Genomic DNA, 19,832 nt, shown 5'->3' with positions numbered 1-19,832 from the left:
GGAGAATTTAATAACAAAATATAACAGTTATTAAATTTCTTAAAACAGGTGAAATCTCAATCGGTATTTGTGAAGGAGGAATATACTATGAATATAGGGTTTTGGCTATGTGGAGTTTTGGTTATTCCATTTGTGATTATAGGAGTGTTATTTGCAATATTTAAAGAAAAAGCGGCTAAATTTGTTTCGGGATTTAATTCATTACCGAAAGAAGAAAAGGCATTGTATGATAAAGCTCATATTTCTCGTGATATAAAAAATCAGTGTTTTACATGGGCTGGCATAATGTTAGTAGGAGCAGTGTTGTCTTATTTTTTAACACCATATATGGCTATTCCGGCTTTTATTATTTGGCTCGTTTTATTTTTCAAAGAGGTTCACTTTGACACGCACAAAGCATTTGAAAAATATTTATTAAAATAAATTCCAGATGATAAAGCAGAAGTATAGGGTTTGATTCATATGATTTCAGTAAAAAAACAGAGAATTGCTGCTATTATGGTTTTAAGTTCCATCATGTTGATTTTACTTTTGTCGCTAAATTTCCGACTCTGGAGTGGATATTATGCAGAAGGGGATTTGGAAAGTATAGTCATACAGCAGATGGAATGCTTGGAAAAGTCAAATAGTGAAAACGATATAAGCGAAAGTATATGTTTGCATTTCTATGAGTGTATATGTTTCGGTGAAATAGAAATAATGGTGCTCTGGGTATATGATGGCTTTAAAGACCTCGGACAAGGTGAGTTTTCTTTCAGACCGGGAGTTACCCTTTGCAGTCTATCGGTTCGGATGGATGATTAAATACTTCTGATAATCAAATTTAAAATTTATTATCAGGAGGAACTTCGATGTATGTATTAAATGCAAATCATATTTCAAAAAGTTATAAAACTGCAGGAGAAACTATGCGGATTTTGCAGAATGTGAATCTGCAAGTTATGAAAGGAGAAATGGTTGCTATTATGGGACCATCCGGCAGTGGTGATTATGTTAAAATAAGACTAAGTTAGCAGATTCCTTATAAAATAAGGGCTCACGCCAATTTAGTCTTTTTTCTATTATACCATAAAAGGTAGAAAATTCATAGACCGGGAATGAATTTTTCATAGTAAAAATCAAATGGCAGGGGCTCTTAAAGATAGAAACCTATTGCTACTGGTCCTGTCAAAATTATATCCATTCTCACAGGCGGTCAAGTTTGTGAAAAACCATTCGGTTACAATATATTGAAAAAAATATGTTAAGGACTAGGTTAGTTAAAAGATTCTGTTAGCTGGCTTAGTCCTTTTTTTCTTGGGAGGACAGAGCAATGATAAAGGTGATTATGATTGTTGGAATAATTTTTTTCCTCGTTTCGTTGTATGCGTGTCTGGTGGCAGGCAAAAGAGCAGATGAAGAAATAAGTGCTTTATTTGAAAAAGAAAAGAAGCAGGGGAGTGAGGAATAAACGTATGAATGGAGGTATTTATAGCACTGGAAATGAAATTGTAGATGAAAATGCAAAACTGAATATATCTGGAAATATCATTCCGCAGGTGTGGTATCGGACAATCATCAGAGAAAGTGGAAAGCCAAATCTAACAGCTATTATTATACTGGCAGATATTGTGTACTGGTATAAGCCTACAGAAATCAGAGATGAAGGAACCGGACAGGTCATTGGGGTAAGAAAGAAATTTAAGTCAGACCTTCTTCAGAGAAGTTACCAGCAGATCAGCGAACAGTTTGGGATTTCCAAAAAAGAAGCGACAAATGCAGTGGTATTTTTAGAGAAGCTGGGTGTGGTAAAACGGGTATTTAGAACCATTTCCATGAATGGGATTGTTGTAAATAATGTTCTGTATCTGGAATTGATCGTAGACCGGTTAAAAGAATTGACTTATCCAGAAGAAACAGGAGCAGATCCGGTTTCCTTTGAAAAAAGAAGAGAGAAATCCAAAGCAGAGAAAATCAGTTCCCATACAGCCATAGAGGAAGAGATACATTTTGTAGAAGAGAGGGCTGTCCCTTTCCAAAGGAAGAGGGTGTCACCATTCAAAGAGGGAGCATACCCCGACAGGGAAACAGAGCCCTGGATACCCAAAGAGGTACCTCAGACTGATAGCGGGCAGACAAATACAGAGATTACTACAAAGACTACAGCAGAAAGTACCCAAAAGAATACAACAGAAATAGGGAATGGGTATAGAGATAATCCTATCTTATCCTATCAGGCAGCAGAAGAACAGTTCAAAGATCAGATTGATTATGATGCGATATGGATAGACAGACCTTTTGACAGAAAACTGCTCAATGAGATTGTAGGGCTTGCAGTAGATGTTTTGACGTCCAATGCAAAGACCATAAGGGTAAATCAGGAAGAACGACCTCTTGGCATTGTACAGGGAATGTATAAAAAGCTGGATAAGTTTACCGTAGAGTATGTGATAGACTCAATTAAGCAGTGTACAAGGAAAGCCAATAATATCCGGGCAGTGCTGCTTACCGCTTTATACAATGCCACATTGACAGCAAACAGCTATATATCCAATCTGTTTGCTTATCAGGAAGCTATCCCTCAGACGTAAGGAGCGTGATAGAAAGTAACAAAATTAAGAAAATTCAGGACAGCTCATGGATATACACAGATAGAACTTGCGGCTGTCTTGGGTATCAGTCTTCGGACGTATCAGAGGATTGAATACGGACAGCAAAAGCCCAATGTCTATGTAGTTGTCCGACTTCAGCGGTTATTTCAAAAAGATATTAGTGAGATTATGGAGGAATATACAGAATGAGGGAAGAAAGGTTTCGTATTCAGTGCCCCAAACATTTTCTGGTTGGAGATTCAGGGCGTTTTGAAAAATCTCCACAGGGTAAGGATTCGGATTTTGTAGTAGATTATGCTCCACCGGAAATGTTTGAAGCCGGGATTGTCTTACAGGAGATGGGGACGGAGGGAGATACCTATTGCACAATGTATGTCTATTTTGCACCAGAGGAACACCTTCCGGTTTATATGGACAGCATGAAATACGACCTACAAAAAGTATCCATTCGGAAAATTTTTGTTGATACCGAGGAATACCTCATAAAAGTAAATGAGAAGACAAAAAAGTTTTATGCGGGTGAGGACGGTTGTTGGGGTTCCTATACGGAACTTTACCGGAAAGAGAATGGGGAACGTCTGACTGATGCAGTGATTGTTTTTCTGTGTATGCCAGATGAAATGAAGTTTCAGGAAATGGAAGCTGTGATGGGGGAACTGTTTGAAAAACTTCCTGTGATAGACAAAGAAAAGAAAGAAACAGGTCAAGAACCAAAGAGAACAAGATAAAATACAAACTATAACTTTCAGGAGGATAAGAACGTGGAAACTAAAATGATTATTGGAATTGATCATGGAAACCGTAACATGAAAACTGCAAATACGGTATTCTCAGCAGCAATCCAGCCTTTGCAGGCAAGGCCGGACAGCCTGGAGCACATTTTGGAATACCAGAACCAGTTTTATTATGTGGGAGGGAAAGTGCCGGAAAAGGAGTGTGTGGATAAGACAGAGAATGAAAATTATTATCTTCTTACCCTTGCAGCACTGGCGCAGGAAATGCGTTTCCGGGGATTGACAGACGCTTCCGTAAAAATGGGAGCTGCCCTGCCGCCCAGAAGATTTCAGCAGCAGAAAGAAAGTTTCAAGAAATATCTGTTAAAGACAAAGGAACTGCATTTCCGTTATGAAGGGGTACATTATCATGTGTCGTTGGAAAATGTGTTTGTTTTTATGCAGGGGCATGTGGTGATCCATACGCTTTTAGAAGCGGTTCCCGGTTACTGCCTTTTAGTAGATATTGGTGGAGGAACTACCGACCTGGTAGAGTTTGTTGACGGAATGCCGGACGGGAAGTATTCGATTTCAGATAAGGCAGCTTTGTACTGTATCGGAAAAGTCAATGAGGAAGCCATTGCCAAAACAGGGGCAGGGGTACCGGCATATATTACAGAAGCATTTATGAGGACAGGAAGCTATGACTGCCCGAAGCAGTATCAGGACGTCATAAAAAACTGTTTGAAGTCCTACGCAGAGGAAATTTATGGTATCATACAGGCAAACCATTATAATCTGGATCTGACCAAAATGGTGTTTATGGGCGGCGGTTCTTCCATTGTGGAGCATTTTGGAGCCAATGAGGGAAAAGATGTACAGTTTGTAACAGATATACATGCCAATGCAAGGGGCTGTGAAGAAGCAGTGAAAAGTATTATCCGGGCAAAACAGAGGAAAATGCGGACAGCATGATAGGAAGTGAAAACTTATGGATACGGAAAAAGTATATACAACTTCACTGCGGCTGTATAAAAGCAGACCGGTACATCATCAGGCTTATCGGTATCTGAAGGAGTATAACAAAGATATTTTCAAGACAAAAGACGACTTTATAGCAGAAGCAATCGTTTATTTTGCCAAGTATCTACAGCAGGAAGAAGAAGTACAGCAGATGAAACTATTAAATACCCTTCTGGAGAACCAGAAAGAACAATTTTGTAAAATCGTAAAAGAAGCGGTTTCAATGGCACAGGAAGAAGCCTTTGAGAAGCTAGGTGTGCTGGAAAAGGCAGTTCAGGGAGAACTTTCTGACGGTGGAGCGATAGCAGAGGACAGGGAAAAGGAAGAAGCCTGTATGGAAAAAGATTTACGGTTTGCGGAATTTTATGGGGCATTTGAAGAATAAGGAGGAAAAAGATATGGCAGTAGGAAGAAGTGTATGGGAAGTTGTAAAAGGGATTTTCATTGCAGTGGGGAAACTGCTGTATCTGACAGGGAAACTGGTAATATGTTTGTTTCTGCTGGTTCTGCAGCTTGTTTTGGCAGTGTTCCATGCAGGGAGCAGGGAATAGAAAGGGGATTGACAGGTGCATTGGATACGGGACAGACCGTATACAAATGATAGAAAAAAGAAGATAGAAAATGGAAAGCAGGCTTGTGTGGCCTGCTTTTTTTGACGAAAAAATGAAAAGGAGCAAAGCTATGATGAAAGGAAAAAAGAAAAGGCTGCTGGCTGGGACGCTGGCACTTCTTCTTAGTTGTTCTACGTTACTCAATACAGGGATCACCGCACTGGCTTCTGAACAGTCTGAGGAACATGCACAGATACAGGAAGTAAAACAGGAGGAGGCTGCTTCGGAAACATTACCGGAGTTGGAAGAGGTAAAGGAGCAACTGACAGAAGAAGAACTGGTGTATGCAGAGGATCTTACCATAAAAGCAGGAGAGCCCTTTGACCTGGAAACAGATTACAGGGGTTTTCAGAAAAATGATGAAAAAGTAAAGGTAACGTTTCTGAAAGCAGAAGGGGACTCCGGCAATTCTTTTGATTTCAATACCCCAGGTTCTTACCAGGCATTTTATTGTGTTGATCCGTTAAGCGGAAACCCTTCCTATCAGATTATGAGAAGAATTGTGGTAGAAGCAAGGGAAAACAGCACACAGGAACCCCAGGGAGAAGTAAGCCAGCATACCGAAGATGGCTCCGGTGAGGACGGTGAGGCGGACCCTGACCCGGAGATACCGGAGGTACTGACGGAAGAACCGGAAATGCCAGATGCAGGGGCAGAGTTGATTGATCTGACACCAAAAGAGGATAAGGGAATGTTCTTATCGGTTGTTCCGGCAGCAATGGAGCAGCAAAAAGGAAGCAATGTACATCTGGTACAGGGAGAAAAAATCCCATACCCTTCTAACGTGGGGAACTATTCTACTTCCTATTTCACTGTAAATGGCCATGTAGCATATTGTCTGGAGTCTATGAAGGCTTCCCCACCGACCTCGGATTATGTAGCAAATGAATTTGAAAGCAACCCGGAATTGCAGAAAGTCCTTTATTATGGATATGGCGGTCCTGGGGACATTACCGGGGAGTATATGCCCTCTTTTGACTGGAAGACAAAGTATATTTTTACGCATTTAGCTGCCGCTTATTCTTATTGTGGCATGGACGGTTTTTATGGCTGCACTTTTGAAGATATTAAGGCAAGCGGTGTGTGGGGATATATCCAGCATATTTACAGCCTGGAAGCGCCTCCAACAGCAGCAATCACGTTGTCCCCAAAGGAAGCAAAGGCTTATGAAAGTGGAAAGGAACAGCGTACCGGGGAGTTTACTTTAAAAGGTGACCATAGAAACTATATTACTTTAAAAATGCCAGAGAATGTGACTTATCACAGTGGAAGTATAAAACAGACAGGAACCGTAAAGATCAATGGAAATACCACATTCTATTTCAGCTCTCCCAAAACTGTAACGGGTACATGGAACAGCGGTAAGCTGAAAGGACAAATGGGAACCCAGTGGAAGACTTTAGTATTGTCTACGGGTTCTGGTTCTCAGGACATTGGGTATGGGGCATTTTTTGAAGAAGAAAGTGCTTCTGTGGAATTTACGGTGAGGTGGCTGGATCTGGCAAGGGTAAAGGTAACAAAAAAAGATAAGAACAGTAAAGTAAATCTGTCCGGCGCTGTTTTTGGTATTTATGCAGACAGTGCATGTAAAAATCTTCTTGTGCAGATGCCGGCCACAGACAGCAACGGTACTTCTGAGGTGGAGCTTCCGAAAACCCAGGATACGGTATATTTAAAAGAAATTTCTGTTCCAGAAGGATATAAGCTGAATACAGAGTCTTTTAATGTGAAGCTGGAAACAGGAAAAACAACTTCTGTTGCAGTGACGAATGAGGAACAGAAAGGAAAAATCACAATCCGTAAAAAAGGTGAGGTTCTGACTGGAGTAACCGGAGAAGAGGGGAACCTGACTTTTGTATATGGAAATGCGGACTTTGCAGGGGCAGAATATAACATTTATGCGGCAGAGGATATTTACAGCCAGGATAAAGTGACGAAGGTGCATAAAGCAGGGGATCTGGTAGAAAGTCTGACAACCGGGGAAGATGGAAGTGCTGTTTCCAAAGAATTGTATCTTGGAAAATATAAGGTTGTAGAACAGAAAGCACCGGAAAATCTGGTGATTGGAAAAACAGAACAGGAACGTACCCAGTTTGTAACCTTGTCCTATGCAGGACAGAATGTAGAGTTATCCCAGGGGGAAACCACTTTTACCAATGCAAGACCGGAGATTTCCGTAAATGTAGTGAAAAAATCGAAACATGATGACGTTACCCTGGAGGGTGCGACGTTTGGATTGTATGCAGAAGAAGACCTGACAGCGGCAGACGGAAAGGTTCTTGTAGAAAAGGGAAGCCTGGTGGAACGTGCTGTTTCCGACAGGGAAGGAATGGCTGTGTTCCATGCGGATATTCCTTTGAATTTCCATTACAGCGTAAAAGAAATCCAGGCACCGGATAAGTATTATATGACAGATGAGGTGTATCGTTTCTTCTATGAATATAAAGACGACAGCACCTACACATATACTTTTTCTCATGATTTTAAAAATGAGGAAGTACGGGGAGAAGTTCATGTAAGTAAGATTGATCAGGATTCCCAGGGATTTATTTCCCAGGGTGATGCAACCTTAGTAGGGGCAAAATACGGATTATATGCTGCAGAAGATATTGAACACCCCAATAAGAAAGATGGGATTGTCCATAAAAAAGGGGAACTTGTAGCGCAGGGTACGATTTCCAGTGAAGGAACTGTAGATTTCAAAAACCTGTATCTTGGAAATTATTTCGTGAAAGAAATAGAGCCGGCAGAAGGGTATCTGTTAGATGAAACAGAGTATCCCGTAGAGGTTTCGTATGAAGGACAGGAGGTACAGATTGTACACCGGGAAGTAACTGTAAAGGAAACTGTAAAGAAACAGGCCTTTCAGCTTATCAAGATCTCAGAAGACGGGGAGCAGACAGAAACAGAACTGGTAGAAGGAGCTGGATTTAAGGTATTCCTCATCAGTGAGCTGTCTGGTGTAAAAGATGGAAGTTTGAAGCCGGGAAATGGTTCTTATTATACCCCGGAAGATTTTATCACCTATGATTACAGCAAAGACGAAACCGCTTCTTATTGGGAGAATGGTAAAAAGATTACGGTACCAGAGCTGTTTACAGATAAGAAAGGATATTTAAAGAGTCCAGAACTTCCTTATGGAACCTATGTGGTGTTTGAGTCTACAGTTCCGGAAAATTTAAAAGGGATTCGTCCATTTATCGTACAGATTTCAGAAGACAGCCGGGAACCCCAGGTATGGCGTGTGTTTGATGACCGTCCTTTGCAGTATTACTTCAAGATTGTGAAAAAAGATGCCCAGACGCAGAAGCCGGTGCTGGATAACAGTGCAGCTTATAAGATTTATGATGTGGAAGCAGAAAAATATGTGGAAATGATCGTAAGATATCCGAAAAAAGAAGTGGTATCTGTGTTCAGGACCAACGAAGAGGGATACCTGATTACACCGGAGCAGTTAAAATGTGGCACTTACCGGATTGAAGAAGTGGAAGCGCCGGAAAATTATGTACAGGTAGGATTTGAAAATGCCCTCTTAAAAGACGGAAAGGAAGTTCCACTGAATGAAGTTGCAGACGGAGGCACATACCAGGAGGCAAAGAAAGCGCCGATCACTATTACCGTAAATTCTGATACTGTACACCAGGTAGAAGAGGAAACCGGTAAATTTATTGTTGTCATTGAACAGTATAATGATGAAGCAGTAGGAAGCCTTACAATCCATAAAAAGGGAGAAAAACTTTCTGGTGCTTCTAAAGTAGAAGAAAAGATCCTGACGAAGATGAAAAACGGTGTAGTAGGTTTCGTAAATCAGGTAAGCAGTTTCTTCACCGGGGAAGAAGTCATGGAAAAAGAGAAAGGTTATAAATTTGACTATGAAGAAGGGAATATGGAAGGTGCAGAATTTGCCATTCATGCAAAGAAAACCATTTATACCCCGGACGGACAGAAAGACGAAGCAGGAAACCGCATTGTAAAATATGAAAAAGATGCCCTGGTAGCCCGTATGGTAACAGATAAAGAAGGAAAGGCAGTCCTGAATAATCTTCCTATCGGAAAATACTATGTAGTGGAAGAAAAGGCAGGTCAGAACTGTGTGCTTGACCCGGAAGCAAAAGAATTTGAAATTGCATATAAGGGACAGGAAGTAGCAGTGGATTATGTAACAATGGAACTTACCAATCAGCGACAGAAAGTTTCCCTGAGTCTTCTGAAGAAAGACGCAGAAACCGGAAAACCGCTGGAAGGAGTGGTATTCGGGCTGTATGCGCAGGAGGATATCAAAAATGCTGCCGGGGAAGTAGTTGTAGAAAAAGATGCCTTGATTGAACTGGGAACAACAGATGAAGAGGGCAAGCTGGTATTTCAGGCAGATCTTCCTCATGGAAAATACTATATTCAGGAAGTAGAGCATAAGCCGGGATACCTGCCAAATGATGAGGTGTGTTCCTTTGATGCGTCTTATACAGACCAGACCCTTGAACTGCTCGCTTTTTCAGAAGAAATTTCTAATCAGCCTACTATTACGGAGTTTACGAAAGTAGATTTAACCGGTGGACAGGAAATTGAAGGGGCCAAAATGCAGATCCTGGATCAGGAAGGAAAAGTGGTAGAAGAGTGGGTGTCAAAAAAAGAAGCTCATGTAGTCTACGCACTGGCACCAGGGGAATATATACTGCATGAAGAGCAGGCGCCTACGGAACAGGGATATGTCCGGGCAGAAGATGTGAAATTTGTTGTGGAAGAAACAGGGGACGTACAAAAAGTGAAAATGGAGGACGACCATACAAAGGTTTCTATCTCTAAAACAGATATTACAGATGGTAAGGAGATTGAAGGGGCGAAGCTGCAGATCCTGGATCAGGACGGGGAAGTGGTAGAGTCCTGGACCACAGGAGAAGAACACCTGATTGAGTATCTTCCGGTAGGCACTTATACCCTGCACGAAGAGGCGGCAGTTGACGGATATATTGTGGCCAATGACGTGGAGTTTACAGTAGAAGAAACGGGAGAAATTCAGAAAGTGAAGATGGAAGATGAGCGTGCTATGGGACAACTGGTTATCGTAAAAACGGATACAGACAGTAAAGCAGCTTTAGAGGGAGTAGAATTTGTTCTGCTGGAAAAGGAAACCGGAAAAGAAGTAGGACGTTTGAAGACTGGAAAAGATGGAAAAGCAGTTTCAGAACTACTTCCAATTGGAACTTATGAAAATGGTGTTTTCAAAGAACCGATCACCTATGTGCTGAAAGAAACTGCCACCTTAAAGGGATATGAGAAGACGGAAGAAGAGTGGGAAATCGTATTTACCTATCAGAATGATAAAACACCAGTCATTGAAGTGGTAAAAGAGATCCAGAATAAAAAAATACCAGAAACACCAGGTACCGTAAAACCAGGACCAAAAACGGGTGATGATACAAACTGGTTCCTGCCTTTGCTGGCTCTTGGTGTAAGTGCAGGTATGGTAGCAGGCCTACTTTATTACAGAAAAAGACATAAAAAGGCATAGAAAATAAAAATCAGTTTTTAAACTTGGGAAAGGGCGGCTGCGGCTGTCCTTTCTTTGGCAATATGAGGTGAGAAGCATGGAAGAGAAAAAAAGAATACGGTTTATTGACAGCCATTATCATACCCTGTTCAGCATAGCAGACGGGGACTCCATAGAGATTGTATATCCAGATGGAAAAAGGGAAGAACGGGTTTGTACCTATATTGATGAATACCACACACAGGTAGGGGCAAGGGTGTTCCATATTTGTGAATTTGCAGAAATCATGGAAGCAAATGGAAAATCATATTGCCCGGCAGAATGCAAGGAAAAGGAAGAAAGAAAAGAGGCAGTCAAAGGGGAGAAGAAAACCGGAACTACCCGTATGGAAAGGAGCAGGCGTTGAGGATAGGGATTATAGATGCAGATCTTTTATACCGGAAAAGACACCGGTTTCCTAACTTGGCATGTATGAAACTTTCCGCTTATTGGAAGGAGCAGGGATTTGAAACAGAGCTTCTTTTGGATTATAGCCAGGCAGGGGAATATGACCGGCTCTATGTATCAAAAGTGTTTACGGATACCTTTGTGCCGGAACATATTTTGACGAGGGAAACAACCGTTTATGGAGGGACTGGATTTTTTTACGATAAAGCACCGGTACTTCCAGAAGCGATTGAACACCATACACCGGACTATCATTTGTATGACCAGATGGTAAAAGAACATAGCGAAGGAGAGAAAAAGAAGAAAGAGTTCCAATTTTATACGGAGTATTCCATTGATTTCCTCACCAGGGGATGTTTTCGGAAGTGCAGTTTCTGTGTAAACAAAAACAGCACCGGTGCAGCACCAGCAAGCCCATTGGAAGAATTTTATGACCCGTCCAGAAAGAAGTTATGCTTTTTGGACGATAACTTTTTTGCCTGTGCAGGGTGGGAAAAAATCTTTTCCAGTGTCCTGGAAACAGGCAGGCGGTTTCAATTCCGGCAGGGGCTGGATCTGAGGATTATGCAGAAAAGGCAGATGGAACTTCTGGCATCTGGAAAATTGGATAACGGTATGATTTTTGCCTTTGACCATATCAAAGATCAGGAACTTATTGTAAGAAAATTGGAACTTTTGCGGGAAGTGATCCCAGTTTCTTACCAGAAAATTAAGCTGTATGTACTGTGCGGCTATGACTGGGAAGGAACCTGGAAAGCAGATTTTTGGGCAAAGGATATTCGGGACGTTTTCATACGGATTGAGATTTTGATGCGGTATAAGTGCCTGGCTTATTTGATGCGCTATGCCGCATGGGAACGGGCGCCGGAGGTTTATAAGGGAATGTATATCAATCTAAGTCGTTGGTGTAACCAGCCCGCCCAGTATTCAAAAAAGAGCCTGCGGGAATTTTGTACCGGACAGGGAGAGTATAGTTCCTGTTTCCGCTACCTGACTGCTTTTGAAGCTCTGCACCCGGAAATGGCACATTATCTGGATATGAAATATGAAGAGGTGCAGTATGGGAAAATTTACGGCTGAAGAAATTCAGATTGCAAAGGCAGTGGATTTAGTGGATTTGGCGGAGCAGATAGGGATTCCATTGAAAAGGAAAGGCAGGTTCTATCAGGCAGTGGGTATGGACTCTGTGATGATCTTCAACCGGTCTTCCTGGTGCCGGTTTAGCCAGGGGGTAGGTGGCAGCACCATTGACTTTCTGGAATATTTCAGAAACATGGATTTTGTGGAGGCAGTCAAATATCTGCTGGAGTTTGCCGGATATATCCGTACTGAAACCATGCAAAAATTTCAACCGGAAAGACAGGCTGAAAAAATAGAAGAAACAAAACAGAGAAAAGACATACCGAAAGAACCTTTTGTACTTCCTTCAAAATCAGAAACCAGCTGCCGGTTATATGGCTATCTGATAAAACAGCGGAAGCTGTCAAAGCAGATGATTGATTTTTGGGTAAAAAAGGGGATTTTGTATGAGAGCGGAACGTACCATAACCTGGTTTTTGTGGGAAAAGATACGGAAGGTATCCCACGTTTTGCCAGCCAGAGGGGAACCCTGGATAAATATGGAAAACCCTTTAAAGGAGATGTTACGGGGAATGACAAAACTTATGGGGTTAATCTGGTAGACCAAAACAGTGATATGCTCTATGTATATGAGGCGGCCATTGATGCCATGTCCGATATGGAACTGCGGGAAGATTATCAGAACAATATCCTGGTACTTGGAATGCTTTCCGATGGTCCTTTGGAAAAGTTCTTAAAAGATTATTCTCATATCAGGAAGATACAGTTCTGTTTGGATAATGACCTGCCGGGAAGACAAGCGGCAAAAAAATTGGCAAGAAAATATACCCTTATGGAGTATGAGGTTTTTGTACGTCTTCCACCTATGGGAAAAGACTATAATGCTTTTTTGCAGTATAAAAAGGAAAACCAAGAGCTTTCCAGCCTGGTAGAAAAGGAAAGGCCGCTTCTTACTGAAACAAAAGGGACAAACATACAAAAGATAGAAAAAATGGTAGGACACAGGAACATAGTATCATACCAGATAGCACAGGCAAGATAGGAGGGTATTCTTTTGGAAAATAGCTATGATGAGGAATGTTTCAAAAAATGGGAGATCGACGAATGCGAAGCGGAGATGGAAAAAGTAGTGCAGTGGATAGGAAAGAGGAAACTGCATGGACGTGTACGGGTTGCGTTTATCGAAGAGAGCTATGAGCGGCAGGGATACCGCATGGGGATACCCAAGCAGGCGTATGTGTCCAGGGTGCTGGCAAACATCAGGAAAGAAGAGCGGTGAGAAAGAAATAACCAATCCGAAAGTGGGAGTGTTAGGAAAGGAGGTGGTGCAGACCAACAGAATTTTTGACAGAAGGATAAACTCTGGATACGGGAAGGGGTGATTCTATGATTGTAAGGTAATGCCAGATGGATATTTCGTTTGTAGCTGTGGATTTCTCATGAAGACTATAAAAAATTTAGGAGACAGGAGGAAATAAGTGAGTAATCCTAGGTAAAATGTGTAGCTACACCTCATGAAATATGAGGAATGAAATATAGTTTGGTGAATTTTTGTGAGTTTGATAAATATGCAGCAAAGAGTTATTGTGCGATTCATGGTACAAGTGAAACATTGAATCTGGGAGATATTACAAAAGTGGACGAAAGGGAGATTGAACCGTTTAACATGATCTGTGGCGGAAGCCCCTGTCAGGATTTTTCCCTGGCAGGCAAGCAGGCAGGTGCGGTTTGGAAATGCCGAAGCTGCGGGTATGAGTATAACCCTCTGCAGGTACATTATTCCAAAAGGGACGCCTGCGGCATGTGTGGTTCCCATGATATTGATAAAACACGTTCTTCCCTTCTGGTGGAGTGGCTCCGTATGATACGGGGTGTCAAACCAGTATGGGGAATTTACGAAAATGTAAAAAATATTGTAGGAAAAAAATTCCGGGATACCACATTCCGGTTGTTTGAAGAAGAACTGCATGAATACGGATACCACACCTATTGGAGTGTTCTTAATGCAAAGCATTATGGAATACCACAGAACAGGGAACGGGTATATCTGATTTTGATACAGAAGGAAATGGATAATGGAACATTCCAGTTTCCGGAACCGCTGGAGTCCTTCCAGTGCCTTATGGATATTCTGGAGGATACGGTAGAGGAAAAATACTACTTATCCCAGGAAAAAGTACGCCGCTTGATTGAAGATATGGAAGAGAGAAAAGCGCTTTTGTTTGAGCCGGACGAAAAAAGCCTGAAGGCTTTTCGGGAAAACCGGGTAAAACGGGCCGGAAATATCAAAGGGGTGTTTGAACAGACTGGACGGGTTTATCTGCCAGACGGGTGCTGCCCTACGGTAACTGCCTGTGGTGGTGGCGGACAGCAGCCCAAAATTCTTCAAGTGGGAGATATTCATACCGGCTATGGTTCAAGCGGGGTTATTTATTCCCCTTTAGGAAGCAGCGGTGCGGTTTTAGCAGGGCATGACCAACCAAAGATTGTAGAAAAATGTCCAGGAGCAATCCGGGGCAGGTATGATCGGGAAGGCCGGATTGTGCAGACTTTGGAACTGGGAGAAAAAGAAGTCTGCCATACCCTTACTTCTGTGCAAAAAGATAATATCATTCTGGTACGTCAAAAGACACAGAAAGGTTATGAGGAATGTTTGGAAAATGGTGTTGTAAATCTTAGTTATCCGTCTGTGGAAAAACGGGGAAGGGTACAGGAGCATGGGGAACTCTGCCCTACGCTTACGACATCAAATGGAATACACCGCTTAGAGTCTTTGTTCCGTATCCGGAGGCTGACACCTTTAGAATGCTTCCGGCTTATGGGCTTTTCCGATGCGGATTTTTGGAAAGCAAAAGAAGCAGGCATAAGCAACAGCCAGCTTTACAAACAGGCAGGAAATTCCATTGTTGTTGATGTGCTGTACTATATTTTTCTGAAACTATACAAAGCCATGCCATATCTGTTTGAGGATATCCGGCTTTCTTCCTTTTTCAGTGGGATTGGAGCTTTTGAAAAGGCATTGGAGCGTTTGGAAGAACAGGTAAACCAATAATTTCATAAGAGAAACCCAAAGCGGCAAATGGTCCATAGAGAGTCTTCCCATACTTGTTGGAAAGAGAGAAATTGCGGAAGAAGAAGCAGCTTGCAAGGAGTCTGTACAAAAGGCGTTGATAGCAGAATGGAAGAACTGCTGTCACATCAGACACAGGAGGCTGGCAGATTTGCTAACAGAACTGGGGTTTTGTTAGCAGAAATAGAAGTAGGAAGTGGAAAAACCGATAGCAGATGTTTGGAACTGCTATCGGTTTTTCCCTATATGGAACGCAGGTCTGCTATCAGTATCTGCGTTGTGCTATCTATTTTATCCGGGGTATTAGGGGGTGCCCCCTAACAAGATGGGATTTTGTACGGTAAAATCCGTATCTTGCAGAGGACTGGCATAGCCAGTCCGGACGCCGGGAAGTTATACAGTGACCGATAGCAGGTCTTAGGAGTTGACAGCAGATAGCGTTGAAGTAGAAATCGGTAGATGAAATCTGTGATAAAGATAAGGAAAGGGGGAGCATGAAAAAAGAAACAATGAAATGTAGAAAAGAAATCCGGCTGTATCGGTGGGAGCTGGAAGAGTTACAAAAACAGGCAGAAAAGATGGGGCTTTCTGATTCCCAGTATCTTCGTATGCTGATTACCAACCGTCCCAGGGATTACCCGGAAATCCGCAAGGAACTGGAACGCATGAACCAGGAAATCAACCGGATTGGTGTAAACATCAACCAGATTACCCATAACAATAACAGCGCCCTTTATTCCAGGGAAGATAAACACCGTCTGTATGTGTTTTTGAAGCAGATAAAAACACTGGTAAGCCAGGTGCAGGAAAGGCTGTAGGTTATGGCAATTACAAAGTGCCTGCACATGAAACAGGCAAAAACGGGTTATCCGGCAAAACATCTGGCAAACGGTCTTCGCTATATTATGAACCCGGAGAAAACAGAACATGGCCGCTATGTCTGTGGACATAACTGTATTCCTGAACAGGCATTATCCCAGATGGTAGATACTAAACGTCATTTTGGAAAGCTGGATAAAAGGCAGGGCTACCATTTCATTCTTTCGTTTGAGGAAGATGAGGTTTCGGAAGAAGAAGCCTTCCAAGTGGTAGGAGAGTTTGTGGCAGAATTTCTTGGGAAGGATTTTGAAGCGGTTTATGCAGTCCATAATGATACGGACCATATTCATGGGCACATTATTTTTAATTCAGTACGCTGTACTACGGGATATAAATACGATTATAAAAACGGGGATTGGGAAAACAGTATCCAGCCTCTGACCAACCGGATATGCAGGGAGCATGGTTTATCTGTGCTGGAGCTGGAAGAAGTAAAGGAAAAACGCAAACAAAAAGGACAGGAAGAAAAATCTCTTTCTGAACGGGACAGGCGGATCAGAAGAGATGTGGACCAGGCATTACAGGACGCAGGTTCTTATGAGGAGTTTCTTGAAAATCTTTTCAGCATGGGATATGAGTTGCGGGGGAGAAAGCACCTTTCTGTTCGGGAACCCGGAGCAGGAAGGGCAAGACGGCTTGACCAGCTAGGGGAAGAATATACAGAGGAAAGGCTTCGGCAGCGTTTTGGACGCCTTCCAATCCCGGAAATGACCGGAGAGGAGATACCGGTAGAATGGACGTATGTGTTTATCCCATACCGGGAGCGGCATTTGACCAGATACCAGAAGGAACGTTTTCTTCGCAGGTACCGGCAGGGGAAACCAATGGCAGACTCTAAAACCTGGAAATACAGGGCAGCAATCCATGAATTGAAAAAATTGCAGGAGGAATTTGATTTTCTGGCAGCTTATCGCATACAGGATAAGGCGCAGTTGAAAGCCATTTCTGATGCAACAAAGGAACAGCTTTGGGAAAACAGCAGGGCAAGAAAGCAGCTACGAAAAGAAATGGTTCCTTATGAGGAAATGCTTCTGCTTCTCAATAAGCTGCAGGAAAAACAGATGGAAGCAGAACTTTATCAGGAAGGGTATCAGGAATTTTTTCAAGACCACCAGACATACCAAAACCTTCTTGGGCAGTTAAAAGAAATGGGATATTCCTTGTCTGAGGCAGAACAGACAGACGCTTATTTCTTTGAGAAAGAGGAGCGTTTGCGGATCGAACGGAAAAAAATCTTAAAAGAAAAAAGGATTGCAGAGCGTCTGCGTGAAAAAGCAGAAGAAAAAGAAAAGTTGGAAGCACAGCAGAAGGAAAAGAATAGGAAACCGTCTGCGAGGGGCAGAGGAAAAGGAGGGTAAATGACAGTAGAAGGACAACGGTATCTGGAAGAATGCCGGAAAGTTTTAAAAGAGGAACAGATAGACGCAGTTTCTATGGGGCTGGATTTTGGTCTTCCTGTTTCGGATATCCAGAAGGTAGTTAAGAGCAACCAGGAAGCCCCGGTGATGAAAGCAATCATCATAGGGCTTATGGAAGGGATTGGGGAAATCGACTTTTTATGTGAAGGAAATTATAACCAGTTCCAGGTACGGGAAATCGTAGAGGGCTTAAAAAACGGGCTGGATCTGGAAGAGGTGAAAACCTATGCCGGAAATGAACTGCCGGCCAGTCGTATGCGGACTATGCGGATACAACTGGAAGAGTCAAAGGCAAAAAAAGAGGTTCCGAAAGATGAAGAAATGCGTTCTTATATGAAAAATCTTATGGGGATCATGGAACAATCCATTCAGCAGTTTCGGGAAAGCAATGACCGTTTTACAGCCTTGTCCTCTCTGGTAAAGGAGCATGTTGTTGAAGAGAAAAACCAGGAGATCAAAGACCTGTATGAGAACCTGCAATACAAAGATAAAAACATACAGGAATTAAAAGAAAAGCTGGCAAAGAAAGAGCAGGAAATTCAGGATCTGAAAAAAGAAGCAGAAAAACACAGGGAAAAGACAGAAGCTGCTTCCAGGGAAACAAAAGTGGTATTGGAAGAAAAAAGCATACAAACAGCAGAAGGGCTGCAAAAAAGTAAGCGCCGGATGCTTGGGATTGCCATGCTTGGGAAAAAAGTACCGAAAAGTGTTGTGGAGAAGATCCTGGAATATAACCTGTCCGCAGAGCAGTTGGAAGAAATCCGCCAGTGCGTAGAAAGCGGGCTGGCAGATGCAGAAATCCTGCAGGTGATGGAGAACAGCCCTTCACCGGAGAGAATGAAAAAAATGCGGGAAATTATCCTTTTGATGCGGAAACGGAAGGCGGGTGTGTAAATGGCAGAACTTGAACATGTGGTAAAAACATTTTCCCTTTTGGAAGCTGCCGAAAAGGAACAGCCCTTTCTTACCAGGGAGCAGAAACAGGATTTGTACCGTATTGCTTTTCATAAGGAGTCTATGGAAGAGGTAGAAAAAATTATTTTGCAGTTACAGGCGCCTCATGCAGGAAAGGAAGAAAAAGAGCGTATCCTTTCCCATTACCTTGAACCGTTTTTTCAGGTTCCGGAAAATATTTTGCAGATTGAGAATTATATTTTTCAGCTTCAATATATGACCTATGAAAAGGAAAAAGCAAACCACATGCTGGAGGCTCTCTTAAAACAGGAAAATATCCAGTATGACCTGGAAGCCATGCTTACAGAAGGAAAAATAAAGGCGGCTGTTCCAGTAAAAAAGGACAGGGCAATGGGATAGGAGGGAGAGCATGAGTGAAATACAAGATGCGGCGCAGATTATTAAAGTTTCCTTTGAAGGCGCAGAAATCATTCTGAAAATGGGAAATACAGGCTGGCAGTTTGTAAAAGATATTTGTGCGGTATTTAAAAAAGTTCTGGATCAGGAAAAACTGTCAGGGAAAACTTCTGTACAAAAGCTCCTGAAAATGGGAGGCGATTTACAGGTTTTCCGTTTTGAAACAAAAGACCTGGAGCGGGTAAAAGCCCTGGCAAATAAGTATGGGATTTTATATTCCATTTTGCCGGATTTAAATGAGAAGGACGGTATGAGTGAAATTTTGTTCCATTCCCAGGCAGCGCCCCGTATTCAGTCCATGATGGCAAAAATTGAACATTCCAATATTGGGACGTTAGATGAATACTATGAAAATGCAGAGCCGGATAAGGTAGAGCAGTTGGTAGAAGAAGTAAAAAAGCCTGCCCTGCCGGAGTCGAAGGAGTGTGAACTGGTTGCGCGGGAGCTGGCGAAAAACCAGGTGGAGAAGATCAGTGATGTCCGTTCCCGTCTGAATATGACCTGGCTTCAGATCTGGCCGATTATCTGCTACATGGAAGAACAGGGGATTTTGGAGAAAGGGAAGGAAGGTACGGTGACACTGACCAGGACACCGGAACAGGTTGAAGAATTGGTAGATTCCCAGCAGTGGAAACAGTTGTTTGGGGAAGAGGAAGCCAAAAGACGCAGCACTGGAAGCAGCCAGGAAACAGAAGAAAAGATGCAGGTCATTCGGCGTATCCAAAAGGAGAAACGGAACAATCCAGGTGTGAATGCCATTACCATAGACCAGAAGCTGGTATATGAAGAAACAGAGCATCATATCAAAACCAGGATTCCGTACCGTAAGAATGAATTTATCTGGCTGGATAAATCGGAAATTAGCTGGATTAATGACCATAAGACGATTTTTGCAGGATTGGAAAAGAAGAAGGAGTATGCAATTTTAGACCTGGAGGACCGTTTTCTTAGAAAAACTTCGGGGGAAGATTTATATAGGGAAAGCTATGACCCGGTACACAGGGAACGCGCCAGACAGGAGCAGGAAAAGATACGCAGAAGAAGGGAGCAGAATTACAGGAAGGCACAACAGAACCTGGAAGCAGGGAGAAGAACCATACAGGGGCAAAGGAGGTAGAGAACCGGAGCAATTCAGAAAAAG

20 protein-coding genes and 1 pseudogene are annotated in these 19,832 nt (G+C 42.4%); all 21 read left to right on the top strand.

Going from position 1 to position 19,832, the window contains the following annotated elements:
• The first annotated feature begins 87 nt into the window (after positions 1-87).
• The 21 genes and pseudogenes from PGZ10_RS11920 to PGZ10_RS11820 all read left to right on the top strand — a co-directional run bounded on the left by PGZ10_RS11920 (position 88) and on the right by PGZ10_RS11820 (position 19,808).
• Complete coding sequence (locus PGZ10_RS11920) at positions 88-423, top strand: DUF3784 domain-containing protein (protein ID WP_117836062.1); 336 nt, start codon at positions 88-90, stop codon at positions 421-423.
• A 30-nt stretch (positions 424-453) separates the two neighbouring features.
• The gene (locus PGZ10_RS11915; RefSeq protein WP_055247372.1) at positions 454-804 is read left to right on the top strand and encodes a hypothetical protein; all 351 of its coding nucleotides are present in this window, start codon (positions 454-456) and stop codon (positions 802-804) included.
• Positions 805-851: 47 nt separating this feature from the next.
• Complete coding sequence (locus PGZ10_RS11910) at positions 852-1,013, top strand: hypothetical protein (protein ID WP_270541493.1); 162 nt, start codon at positions 852-854, stop codon at positions 1,011-1,013.
• 299 nt (positions 1,014-1,312) lie between these two features.
• Entirely contained in the window at positions 1,313-1,450 is a 138-nt protein-coding gene (locus PGZ10_RS11905) for a hypothetical protein (protein WP_155512674.1), read from the top strand.
• A gap of 4 nt (positions 1,451-1,454) precedes the next feature.
• Positions 1,455-2,570, top strand: coding sequence for a DUF6017 domain-containing protein (locus PGZ10_RS11900; RefSeq protein WP_055056112.1), 1,116 nt, complete (start codon positions 1,455-1,457; stop codon positions 2,568-2,570).
• Positions 2,571-2,603: 33 nt separating this feature from the next.
• Positions 2,604-2,780, top strand: a pseudogene (locus PGZ10_RS16850) (helix-turn-helix transcriptional regulator); the annotation flags it as partial.
• Positions 2,777-3,319, top strand: a complete 543-nt coding sequence (locus tag PGZ10_RS11890; RefSeq protein ID WP_117689839.1) for a hypothetical protein — start codon at positions 2,777-2,779, stop codon at positions 3,317-3,319. The pseudogene PGZ10_RS16850 and the gene PGZ10_RS11890, both read left to right, overlap by 4 nt.
• 33 nt (positions 3,320-3,352) lie before the next feature.
• Positions 3,353-4,279: a ParM/StbA family protein gene (locus tag PGZ10_RS11885; RefSeq protein ID WP_117688059.1), complete on the top strand. Its 927-nt coding sequence runs from the start codon at positions 3,353-3,355 to the stop codon at positions 4,277-4,279.
• 16 nt (positions 4,280-4,295) lie between these two features.
• Positions 4,296-4,712, top strand: coding sequence for a hypothetical protein (locus PGZ10_RS11880; RefSeq protein ID WP_117688060.1), 417 nt, complete (start codon positions 4,296-4,298; stop codon positions 4,710-4,712).
• Between the two features lie 13 nt (positions 4,713-4,725).
• Complete coding sequence (locus PGZ10_RS11875) at positions 4,726-4,878, top strand: hypothetical protein (protein ID WP_155512673.1); 153 nt, start codon at positions 4,726-4,728, stop codon at positions 4,876-4,878.
• Positions 4,879-5,008: 130 nt separating this feature from the next.
• A complete protein-coding gene (locus PGZ10_RS11870) occupies positions 5,009-10,447 on the top strand; it encodes a SpaA isopeptide-forming pilin-related protein (RefSeq protein WP_158555583.1) in 5,439 nt (1,812 codons plus the stop codon).
• Positions 10,448-10,523: 76 nt separating this feature from the next.
• Entirely contained in the window at positions 10,524-10,832 is a 309-nt protein-coding gene (locus PGZ10_RS11865; RefSeq protein WP_116441961.1) for a hypothetical protein, read from the top strand.
• Complete coding sequence (locus tag PGZ10_RS11860) at positions 10,829-11,953, top strand: hypothetical protein (RefSeq protein WP_117689841.1); 1,125 nt, start codon at positions 10,829-10,831, stop codon at positions 11,951-11,953. Before PGZ10_RS11865 ends, PGZ10_RS11860 begins: the two co-directional genes overlap by 4 nt.
• The gene (locus PGZ10_RS11855) at positions 11,934-12,995 is read left to right on the top strand and encodes a DUF3991 domain-containing protein (protein ID WP_270541492.1); all 1,062 of its coding nucleotides are present in this window, start codon (positions 11,934-11,936) and stop codon (positions 12,993-12,995) included. The genes PGZ10_RS11860 and PGZ10_RS11855 overlap by 20 nt, the downstream gene beginning before the upstream one ends.
• A 12-nt stretch (positions 12,996-13,007) precedes the next feature.
• Positions 13,008-13,232, top strand: coding sequence for a hypothetical protein (locus PGZ10_RS11850; protein WP_025577443.1), 225 nt, complete (start codon positions 13,008-13,010; stop codon positions 13,230-13,232).
• A gap of 249 nt (positions 13,233-13,481) precedes the next feature.
• Entirely contained in the window at positions 13,482-15,005 is a 1,524-nt protein-coding gene (gene dcm, locus PGZ10_RS11845) for a DNA (cytosine-5-)-methyltransferase (protein ID WP_117689842.1), read from the top strand.
• A gap of 512 nt (positions 15,006-15,517) precedes the next feature.
• Positions 15,518-15,841: a plasmid mobilization protein gene (locus PGZ10_RS11840; protein ID WP_072448023.1), complete on the top strand. Its 324-nt coding sequence runs from the start codon at positions 15,518-15,520 to the stop codon at positions 15,839-15,841.
• A gap of 3 nt (positions 15,842-15,844) precedes the next feature.
• Entirely contained in the window at positions 15,845-17,260 is a 1,416-nt protein-coding gene (locus tag PGZ10_RS11835) for a relaxase/mobilization nuclease domain-containing protein (protein ID WP_117689843.1), read from the top strand.
• Positions 17,261-18,214: a hypothetical protein gene (locus PGZ10_RS11830; RefSeq protein ID WP_117688067.1), complete on the top strand. Its 954-nt coding sequence runs from the start codon at positions 17,261-17,263 to the stop codon at positions 18,212-18,214.
• Positions 18,215-18,634, top strand: a complete 420-nt coding sequence (locus tag PGZ10_RS11825) for a hypothetical protein (RefSeq protein ID WP_117688068.1) — start codon at positions 18,215-18,217, stop codon at positions 18,632-18,634.
• Between the two features lie 10 nt (positions 18,635-18,644).
• Complete coding sequence (locus tag PGZ10_RS11820) at positions 18,645-19,808, top strand: PcfB family protein (protein ID WP_117689844.1); 1,164 nt, start codon at positions 18,645-18,647, stop codon at positions 19,806-19,808.
• Positions 19,809-19,832 lie beyond the last annotated feature (24 nt).

The organism is Coprococcus sp. AF102-57 (genome assembly GCF_027686195.1).
Lineage (GTDB): Bacteria > Bacillota > Clostridia > Lachnospirales > Lachnospiraceae > Allocoprococcus > Allocoprococcus comes.
Note: the sequence above shows the minus strand (reverse complement) of the source record. Positions and strands in the feature narration are given on the sequence as shown.

Coding starts and splice junctions, on each gene's coding strand:
- PGZ10_RS11920 (WP_117836062.1), top strand. CDS start 88: ATGAATATAGGGTTTTGGCTATGTGGAGTTTTGGTTATTCCATTTGTG.
- PGZ10_RS11910 (WP_270541493.1), top strand. CDS start 852: ATGTATGTATTAAATGCAAATCATATTTCAAAAAGTTATAAAACTGCA.
- PGZ10_RS11905 (WP_155512674.1), top strand. CDS start 1,313: ATGATAAAGGTGATTATGATTGTTGGAATAATTTTTTTCCTCGTTTCG.
- PGZ10_RS11900 (WP_055056112.1), top strand. CDS start 1,455: ATGAATGGAGGTATTTATAGCACTGGAAATGAAATTGTAGATGAAAAT.
- PGZ10_RS11890 (WP_117689839.1), top strand. CDS start 2,777: ATGAGGGAAGAAAGGTTTCGTATTCAGTGCCCCAAACATTTTCTGGTT.
- PGZ10_RS11880 (WP_117688060.1), top strand. CDS start 4,296: ATGGATACGGAAAAAGTATATACAACTTCACTGCGGCTGTATAAAAGC.
- PGZ10_RS11875 (WP_155512673.1), top strand. CDS start 4,726: ATGGCAGTAGGAAGAAGTGTATGGGAAGTTGTAAAAGGGATTTTCATT.
- PGZ10_RS11870 (WP_158555583.1), top strand. CDS start 5,009: ATGATGAAAGGAAAAAAGAAAAGGCTGCTGGCTGGGACGCTGGCACTT.
- PGZ10_RS11865 (WP_116441961.1), top strand. CDS start 10,524: ATGGAAGAGAAAAAAAGAATACGGTTTATTGACAGCCATTATCATACC.
- PGZ10_RS11855 (WP_270541492.1), top strand. CDS start 11,934: ATGGGAAAATTTACGGCTGAAGAAATTCAGATTGCAAAGGCAGTGGAT.
- dcm (WP_117689842.1), top strand. CDS start 13,482: ATGAAATATAGTTTGGTGAATTTTTGTGAGTTTGATAAATATGCAGCA.
- PGZ10_RS11840 (WP_072448023.1), top strand. CDS start 15,518: ATGAAAAAAGAAACAATGAAATGTAGAAAAGAAATCCGGCTGTATCGG.
- PGZ10_RS11835 (WP_117689843.1), top strand. CDS start 15,845: ATGGCAATTACAAAGTGCCTGCACATGAAACAGGCAAAAACGGGTTAT.
- PGZ10_RS11830 (WP_117688067.1), top strand. CDS start 17,261: ATGACAGTAGAAGGACAACGGTATCTGGAAGAATGCCGGAAAGTTTTA.
- PGZ10_RS11825 (WP_117688068.1), top strand. CDS start 18,215: ATGGCAGAACTTGAACATGTGGTAAAAACATTTTCCCTTTTGGAAGCT.
- PGZ10_RS11820 (WP_117689844.1), top strand. CDS start 18,645: ATGAGTGAAATACAAGATGCGGCGCAGATTATTAAAGTTTCCTTTGAA.